Origin of the sequence: Williamwhitmania sp. (assembly GCA_035529935.1) — a bacterium.
Lineage (GTDB): Bacteria > Bacteroidota > Bacteroidia > Bacteroidales > Williamwhitmaniaceae > Williamwhitmania.
Genome location: DATKVT010000079.1, coordinates 1 through 7,232, shown reverse-complemented (window position 1 = coordinate 7,232; position 7,232 = coordinate 1). Strand labels below are relative to the sequence as shown.

Here is a 7,232-nt window from a genome sequence, read left to right as displayed (position 1 = left end):
TGTAGTAGGAGAAGTTATGGTAGGGATAGTGGAGCAGTAGATCCCTATCTTTCATTACTTGTAGTATGGACTTATTCTTGTCTAAAACGGGAATAGGAACGGACTTAAGTGGCTCGTATACCAAACTCTTTTTCCCAAGGTTCGGAAATTTAATGAAGTCTTTAAAGTTATGGTATCTTCCTCCAGGAATTACAGTGTCATACTGGTCCAAGTCCATTTTCTGAACAATGTAGGCTAGCAGATCTCCAGCAATTTTGCTGTCGTAAACAAACCTGACCGTATCGCCTTTCTTTCGATTTTTTACCCCCTTGGCAATTTTCTCTAGAAGACTTTCGGAGATGTCGTTGTCAACATCCAACTCTGCATCACGAGTGACTTTAATGGTGTATGATTCAAAACTGTCGTAGCTAAAAATGGAAAATACTTGATCAAGGCAAAGGCGAATGACGTCATCCAAGAGGATAATATACTTGTTTTCATTGCTGCTAGGTAGCTGGACAAATCGGGAGAACTCGGAAGTTGGTATTTCGATTATAGCAAACTCCTTGGCTAACTTCTTTCGGCTGGTCATTTTAACGGCCAAGTATATGGTCATGTCCTTCAGCTCGGGAAACTGCTCCACTTGGGTGAGCATAATGGGCGAGAGCACATTGAGAATTTGACTCTCGAAGTAGGCTTGAATGTATAATGTCTGATCTGGCGTCAACGATGATTCATCAACAATAAATATATTTTCCTTTTGAAGTTCTTGCTTTAGCTCCAGAAAAATGGAGTCAAATCGCTTCTGATAATCCTTTACAAGTCGTTGAAGCCTGTTTAAAATTCTCTTTGGATTGTCTCCATAATATTCTTTGGCTTTCTTTTCATACTCTAACGAACGCCGCAGCGTTGCTACTCTAATTCTAAAAAACTCATCTAGGTTATTGGAGAAAATCCCCAAGAATCGAATTCGTTCAACAAGAGGAACTGAAGGGTTTTCCGCCTCCTGCAGTACCCTGCGGTTGAATGAAAGCCAGCTTACTTCTCGGTTAATATAGCGGGGAGTCTTTTTAAACATAGTGCGCCATTAATGTTCTATATACTAATCTTTCTTTGGAAAAACGAACTCAGAACTGCTTAAACTTTTTCTGGAAATGGACTGCCATCCCTCAGCGCTAAAGTTGAGGATAGCTACGCCAGCTGTTGGTAAATCGTAAATTGGATCTTTGAGAAACTCGTTTGTTGCATAAGTAAATGTGGGATTGTGGCCTACAAGTAGGAGTACCGAAATTTTATCTTCCGTTTGATGAATCAAGTCCAAGATATCCTTAAGATTGGCACTGTAAAGCTTTGAGGTAAGGGAGAGCGACTCTAGTGGGTAATGCAGGCATTCTGCAAAAATGGTGGCAGTGTGACATGCCCGTGCCGCATGGCTGCTAATAATCTGTGTTGGAGTTATGTTCTTCTCTTTGAGCGTTTTTGCAATTGCAAGCGAATCTTTTATGCCACGTAATTTTAAAGGACGGTCAACGTCTTCGAAGGCTTCCTCGGACACAGATGCCTTACCATGGCGAACCAGTATGAGTTGTTTCATAAAAGTGCAATTTGGTTAGGTGCATGACCTTGGATTCATGCACCTAATTGTTTCAACAAATATTTCTACAAGATGTCACTTGCCAACTCGGCGAGAGGACTTCTCTCTCCTTTAACCAAATTTACATGGGCGAATATTTCCTGTCCGTGCATTTTGTCGCTCAGGTAGGTTAACCCGTTCGATTTAATGTCGAGGTATGGGGAGTCAATCTGGTTAATATCGCCAGTAAACACAAATTTAGTGCCCTCCCCAGCGCGGGTAATAATTGTTTTCACCTCGTGCGGAGTAAGGTTTTGTGCTTCATCAACAATGAAAAAGACGTTGGATAAGCTTCTGCCCCGGATGTAGGCAAGGGGTGTAATTAATAACTTCTCTGTTTTCAACATCTCCTCTATGTGCATATACTCTCTACTCTGCGACTTAAAGCGATTCTTGATTACCGCAAGATTGTCGAATAGGGGTAGCATGTAGGGACCAATTTTTTCGTTAACGTCACCAGGTAGAAATCCTAGATCACGATTTGCAAGCGGCATAATTGGCCGTGCAAGCAGAATTGTTTCGTAACTCCTCTCCTGGTGTAGCGCCGCTGCCAAGGCTAGTAACGTTTTCCCGGTACCTGCCTTTCCTGTAAGTGCAACAAGCTGAACTTCTGGTCTTAAAAGAGCATCAAGTGAAAAGGTCTGTTCTGAATTGCGAGGCTCAATTCCATAGGCTCGCTGCTTCTCAATGCGGTGTAACGTCTCTGTGCCACCGTCATAGTAAACTAAGGCGCTTGAATTTGCTCCCTTGAGGACAACGTATTGGTTTGGATGGAATTTTGCCTTTAGTTCCTTTGCCAGAAGACCTTCGTTTGATTGGTATAACCTAGCGATTATTTCGTCATCGATGTTGCACAATATGTCAACTTCCTTCCTAATAACCTCAATGTCTCTGACTTTGTCGGAGAGGTAATCCTGCGCCTGTAACCCAAGTGACTTGGCTTTTAGCCGGAGGTTGATGTCTTTTGAAACGAGGATAACTGGACTACCCTTAATGGTTTTGGAGAGGTAATCGGCAATGGCTAGAATGCGGTGGTCGGGTGTGTCTTCGGTAAACGATTCGGTCATCTGCTTGGAGAAGGGTTTTCCCGTTTCAACCCGCAACTTCCCCAGTCCCTTCCCTAGCTTTATGCCAGTGGTAAAGAGCTGGTCACCCGTTATCTTATCGAGCTCGCGAGCCAACTCCCGTGCGTTGAAGTTGATTTGCTCGTTCCCTTTCTTGAACTTATCCAACTCTTCAAGAACCACAATTGGCAATACAATGTCGTTTTCCTGAAAGTTGTAAATACACTTGAAGTCGTGCAAGAGAACGTTGGTGTCGAGCACGAAGGTTTTAATGTTTTTGCTCATAGCATGGTGGATTGAAAGAATTATTCTTAAAAGTAGCAATTTTTTACCACCATTGTTCAAAAATTTGCTGGTAAAGGTTGAATAATGCGGATAGCTTTTCGGTAATTTTGCGCAATACATTTATTATGACCTACCAAGAAACTTTAGATTACCTTTTTAGCCAGTTGCCAATGTTTCAGCGGTTGGGAAAGGCTGCTTACAAGGCAGATTTGGTAAATACCTTGGCTCTCGACGAACATTTTAATCACTCTCATAGGCAGTTTAAGAGTATTCATGTTGCTGGAACGAATGGAAAAGGCTCAACATCACATATGCTGGCTGCCGTTTTGTCCCAGGCTGGCTATCGTGTTGGGCTATATACGTCTCCTCATCTAAAGGATTTTCGTGAACGAATCAAAATTAATGGACAACCTATCCCAGAAGAGGAGGTTGTATTGTTTGTTGAAAACAACAAAGCAATTTTCAAGCAAATCCGGCCATCGTTTTTTGAAATGACAGTAGCGCTGGCCTTCGACTACTTTGCTCGCGAAAAAGTGGATGTGGCCGTAGTTGAGGTTGGCCTTGGTGGACGGCTCGATTCTACCAACATTATTACCCCAGAGTTAAGTGTAATTACCAATATTGGTCTCGATCATACCGACCTTCTGGGTGATACGCTTGAAAAAATTGCTTTTGAAAAGGCTGGAATCATTAAGCCCAATGTTCCTGCTGTTTTAGGTGAATCAAACCCCGCCTATTTGCATGTTTTTACGACTAAAGCCAAGGAGGTTGGCACCTCGCTTATATTGGCCGATAGGATGCTTACAGTTGAAGATCACGGCTTCTCTTCTAACGGTAGGCAATGGTTCAGGATAAATGGCCCGTTATTGGTTGCCAGAGACCAAGTGGAGATTGACCTTGGCGGCGCATATCAGGAGCATAATATTCTAACTGTTTTAGCTGCAATTCAGATTTTGGTTGACCGCTTTCCTCGTGTTTCTCCCGCCGCAGTCCTGCAAGGGCTCAGCAGTGCTGCTCAAAATACTGGTTTGAAGGGGCGCTGGCAAATATTGGGAATCAATCCGTTAGTAGTGTGTGATACTGGACATAATGTGGATGGAATAGGATACGTAGTGAAGCAGCTCGAACTTACACCTCACCGGAAGTTGCATTTTGTTTTAGGTATGGTTTCGGATAAGGATGTAAGGGGAGTTCTAGGTTTATTACCCAAAAGCGCCACCTATTACTTCACGAAGGCTTCCATTCCAAGAGCGATGTCGGAGACAACCTTGAAGGAGTTGGCTTCTGGTTTTGATCTTATTGGGGCCTGCTACCCAAATGTTTTGGAGGCTTTTAATGCGGCGAAAATAAATGCTGAACCTAACGATTTGGTTTTCATAGGAGGAAGTACGTTTGTTGTTGCTGAGGTGGTCTAATTTCATTAAGTTTTTGCAGGGGTCCTTTGTGAATTTGAAAAAGTGAGCTATATTTGCACCGCTTTAGGCAAAAAACGATTTGCTAAAGTTTCAATCTTTGGGAGCATAGCTCAGCTGGTTCAGAGCGTCTGCCTTACAAGCAGAGGGTCATAGGTTCGAATCCTATTGTTCCCACACCAAAGTTGAATTTTTTTATTGGGAGCATAGCTCAGCTGGTTCAGAGCGTCTGCCTTACAAGCAGAGGGTCATAGGTTCGAATCCTATTGTTCCCACAAAGCCTCGTTTTACGAGGCTTTTGTATTTTAACGATGCGTGATTACGCAAAAAAGACGTTCTTCAAGGAACGTCTTTTTGTTAGAAGATTAGCGTAAATGTGGTGCCTTCACCCAACACGGAGTTTGCCGTAATGCTGCCACCGTGAAGCCGCATTATTTGGCGTGAAAGGCTTAGCCCAATTCCCGATCCTTTCGGTTTTGTGGTAAAGAAGGGGATGAATATTTTGTCGAGTACCTCCGGTAATATTCCTTGACCGTTATCGGAAACCTGAATGGTCACTTTTGCTCTCTTATTTCTGAAGCACTTAATTTCTATACGTGGGGTGACCTTGCCATCAAAGGCTTGTGATGCATTCTTTACAAGGTTAATAAGTACCTGCTCAATTAGATTTTCGTCGATGGAAAACTCCAAATCTTCAGGATCAACTTCAATACTTAGGGCGATGCCGCTGTGGCGAATATCTTCCTCAACCAGTGGTCGAATATTTTCAAATAGTGTTTTTGCTTTGGTTATTTTGAAGTTTGGCTTTGGAATTCGGGTTAGGTTGCGGTAGGTGTTAACAAAGTGTAGAAGTCCAGTGCTGCGCTTGTGGATGGTTTGCATGGCCTGCTGAATCTCTTCGGTAGTCTCCTCATCAATTTCCTGATCCTGTTCTTTGTTTTCCTTGATGGCTTTTAGCATCCCGTCAAGGGTGGAGGAAAGCGATGCGATTGGAGTTATGGAATTCATGATTTCATGGGTAAGCACGCTTATTAGCTTTTGCCATGCTTCAGTCTCCTGATCTTCCAATACGCTTTGGATATTCTTTATTGTGGCCAGAACTATCTCCTTGCGGTGAATGTGAAACTCAGTAGAAAATACCGCCAGCTGGAGAAGGTCGTCGTCAATTTGAACCTTTACCAGCGTATTTTCACCTGGGTTGATGTTGAGCAACTTATCTACCAGCTCGTAGCTCACAGCGGCTAGCTGCTTGATATTCTTGAGGCTGTGAGCCTGGAATAGTACCTTGGCTGCCTTGTTAATCATCTCTACAGTGCCATCTTTTTGAAAGGCAATAATGGCCACGTCGATGTTTTGTAGAATGCTTTGCAGATACTGGAAATGCTCTTCCTTCTGCGAGCGAACAGCCTGAAAGTCGTTGATTACATCGTTGAAAGCCTTGCTGAGTTCATCGAACGAGCTGCCCATGCCTTCAACCTGAAAGGTTCTAGTAAATTCTGAAAACCTAATCGATTCGAGAAAACTAGCCAAATCACGGTTAGTCTTATCAACAAACTTAAAGAGGGCATAGATTTGCAGAAAGATGAAAACTCCAATCAGGAGTGGGGTGATAAAAAAGTTGTAGTTGCTGATTGTGTAGAAGAGGGCAAAAATGCTCATCGACAGAATCAGTAGTCGAACTACTATGTTAACCCTAAAGTTCCTATAGACCATATTTTTCCATTCTTCGGTAGAGCGATGTTCTTGTAATTCCTAACTCTGTGGCTGCCTGGGTAATGTTTCCGTTGAACTGCTTTAATACCTTCATAATCACATTTCTTTCAATTTGCTCAAGGTTGTACGTTTCGAGGTCAATCTCGGCACATTTTTCTTTTGAACCGGTAAGAAAGAAATCATCGGGCATGAGCATGTCAGTTTCGCTCATTATTACGGCACGTTCAATGCCATGCTGCAATTCTCTTACATTCCCAGGCCAAGAATACTGAAGTAGCTTCTTTTGCGATTCCGCAGCAATTCCGCGGATGGATTTTTTGTATTTTTTCGAGTAAATGGAAAGAAAGTGCTTTGCAAGAATGGCAATGTCATCTCCTCTTTCTCTTAAAGGTGGAAGGTGTATTTCAACAGTGTTAATTCGGTATAGTAGATCTTGTCGGAATTGGCCACTAGATACGAGCTGGTGAATGTCGTTGTTGGTGGCACAGACAAGCCTAACGTCAACGGGTGTTGGTTTGTTTGCACCAACTCGCGTGATTTCACGACGTTCGATAGCAGTAAGTAACTTTGCCTGAAGAGGCATGGAGAGGTTGCCAATCTCGTCGAGGAATAGGGTGCCGTTATGCGCCACCTCAAAGCGGCTTGGCTTCTCCTTCTTGGCATCAGTAAATGCTCCCTTTTCATGGCCAAAGAGTTCGCTCTCAAATAGCGATTCGCTTAATGAGCCAAGGTCAATGCTTAAAAAAATGTCGTCTCTTCGATTCGAATTTCGATATAGTGCTCTGGCAACCAGCTCTTTTCCTGTTCCGTTCTCTCCTAGTATGAGAATGTTTGCATCAGTTTTTGCTACCTTTTGTATGGTTGCAAAAACCTCCTTCATCTTGGTCGATTCTCCAATAAAATCAGTAAAGGGTTGGTCGATGGCCTCCGTATAGGCCTTTTGCTTCAACTTTAGGGTATCTACCTCATCTTTCGACATGCGTAACTTTAACGCAGAGGAGATCGTGGCTATCAATTTCTCGTTCTGCCAAGGTTTGAGAATGAAATCCGTTGCCCCCGCTTTTATTGCCTTAACGGCCTTTTCGGCATCACCGTATGCTGTAATAAATAGCACTATGGCAGAAGAATCGAGTTCGAGAATCTTTT

Annotated in this window: 6 protein-coding genes and 2 tRNA genes; 3 read left to right on the top strand and 5 right to left on the bottom strand. The window is 43.1% G+C overall.

Annotated elements, in window-relative coordinates; genetic code table 11:
* The 3 genes from VMW01_06355 to VMW01_06345 form a co-directional block, all read right to left on the bottom strand.
* Nucleotides 1–1,057, bottom strand: a 1,057-nt coding sequence (locus tag VMW01_06355) for a hypothetical protein (protein HUW05862.1), incomplete at its 3' end; no start/stop codon positions are given.
* A 24-nt stretch (nucleotides 1,058–1,081) separates the two neighbouring features.
* Nucleotides 1,082–1,573, bottom strand: a complete 492-nt coding sequence (locus VMW01_06350) for a histidine phosphatase family protein (GenBank protein ID HUW05861.1) — start codon at nucleotides 1,571–1,573, stop codon at nucleotides 1,082–1,084.
* A gap of 65 nt (nucleotides 1,574–1,638) precedes the next feature.
* A complete protein-coding gene (locus VMW01_06345) occupies nucleotides 1,639–2,961 on the bottom strand; it encodes a PhoH family protein (GenBank protein HUW05860.1) in 1,323 nt (440 codons plus the stop codon).
* A gap of 125 nt (nucleotides 2,962–3,086) precedes the next feature.
* Between VMW01_06345 and VMW01_06340 the strand changes: the two genes are divergently transcribed.
* The 3 genes from VMW01_06340 to VMW01_06330 all read left to right on the top strand — a co-directional run bounded on the left by VMW01_06340 (nucleotide 3,087) and on the right by VMW01_06330 (nucleotide 4,648).
* Nucleotides 3,087–4,376, top strand: coding sequence for a folylpolyglutamate synthase/dihydrofolate synthase family protein (locus VMW01_06340; protein ID HUW05859.1), 1,290 nt, complete (start codon nucleotides 3,087–3,089; stop codon nucleotides 4,374–4,376).
* A gap of 99 nt (nucleotides 4,377–4,475) precedes the next feature.
* A tRNA-Val gene (locus VMW01_06335) sits at nucleotides 4,476–4,550 on the top strand.
* Between the two features lie 23 nt (nucleotides 4,551–4,573).
* A tRNA-Val gene (locus VMW01_06330) sits at nucleotides 4,574–4,648 on the top strand.
* Nucleotides 4,649–4,730: 82 nt separating this feature from the next.
* Here VMW01_06330 and VMW01_06325 read toward each other — a convergent pair.
* Entirely contained in the window at nucleotides 4,731–6,086 is a 1,356-nt protein-coding gene (locus VMW01_06325) for an ATP-binding protein (GenBank protein HUW05858.1), read from the bottom strand.
* The coding region (locus VMW01_06320; GenBank protein ID HUW05857.1) for a sigma-54 dependent transcriptional regulator at nucleotides 6,076–7,232 on the bottom strand (1,157 nt) is incomplete at its 5' end. The genes VMW01_06320 and VMW01_06325, both read right to left, overlap by 11 nt.

Excerpts from the sequence above, each read along its gene's own strand:
- VMW01_06340 (HUW05859.1), top strand. The coding sequence starts at position 3,087 with ATGACCTACCAAGAAACTTTAGATTACCTTTTTAGCCAGTTGCCAATG.
- VMW01_06345 (HUW05860.1), bottom strand. The coding sequence starts at position 2,961 with ATGAGCAAAAACATTAAAACCTTCGTGCTCGACACCAACGTTCTCTTG.
- VMW01_06350 (HUW05861.1), bottom strand. The coding sequence starts at position 1,573 with ATGAAACAACTCATACTGGTTCGCCATGGTAAGGCATCTGTGTCCGAG.
- VMW01_06325 (HUW05858.1), bottom strand. The coding sequence starts at position 6,086 with ATGGTCTATAGGAACTTTAGGGTTAACATAGTAGTTCGACTACTGATT.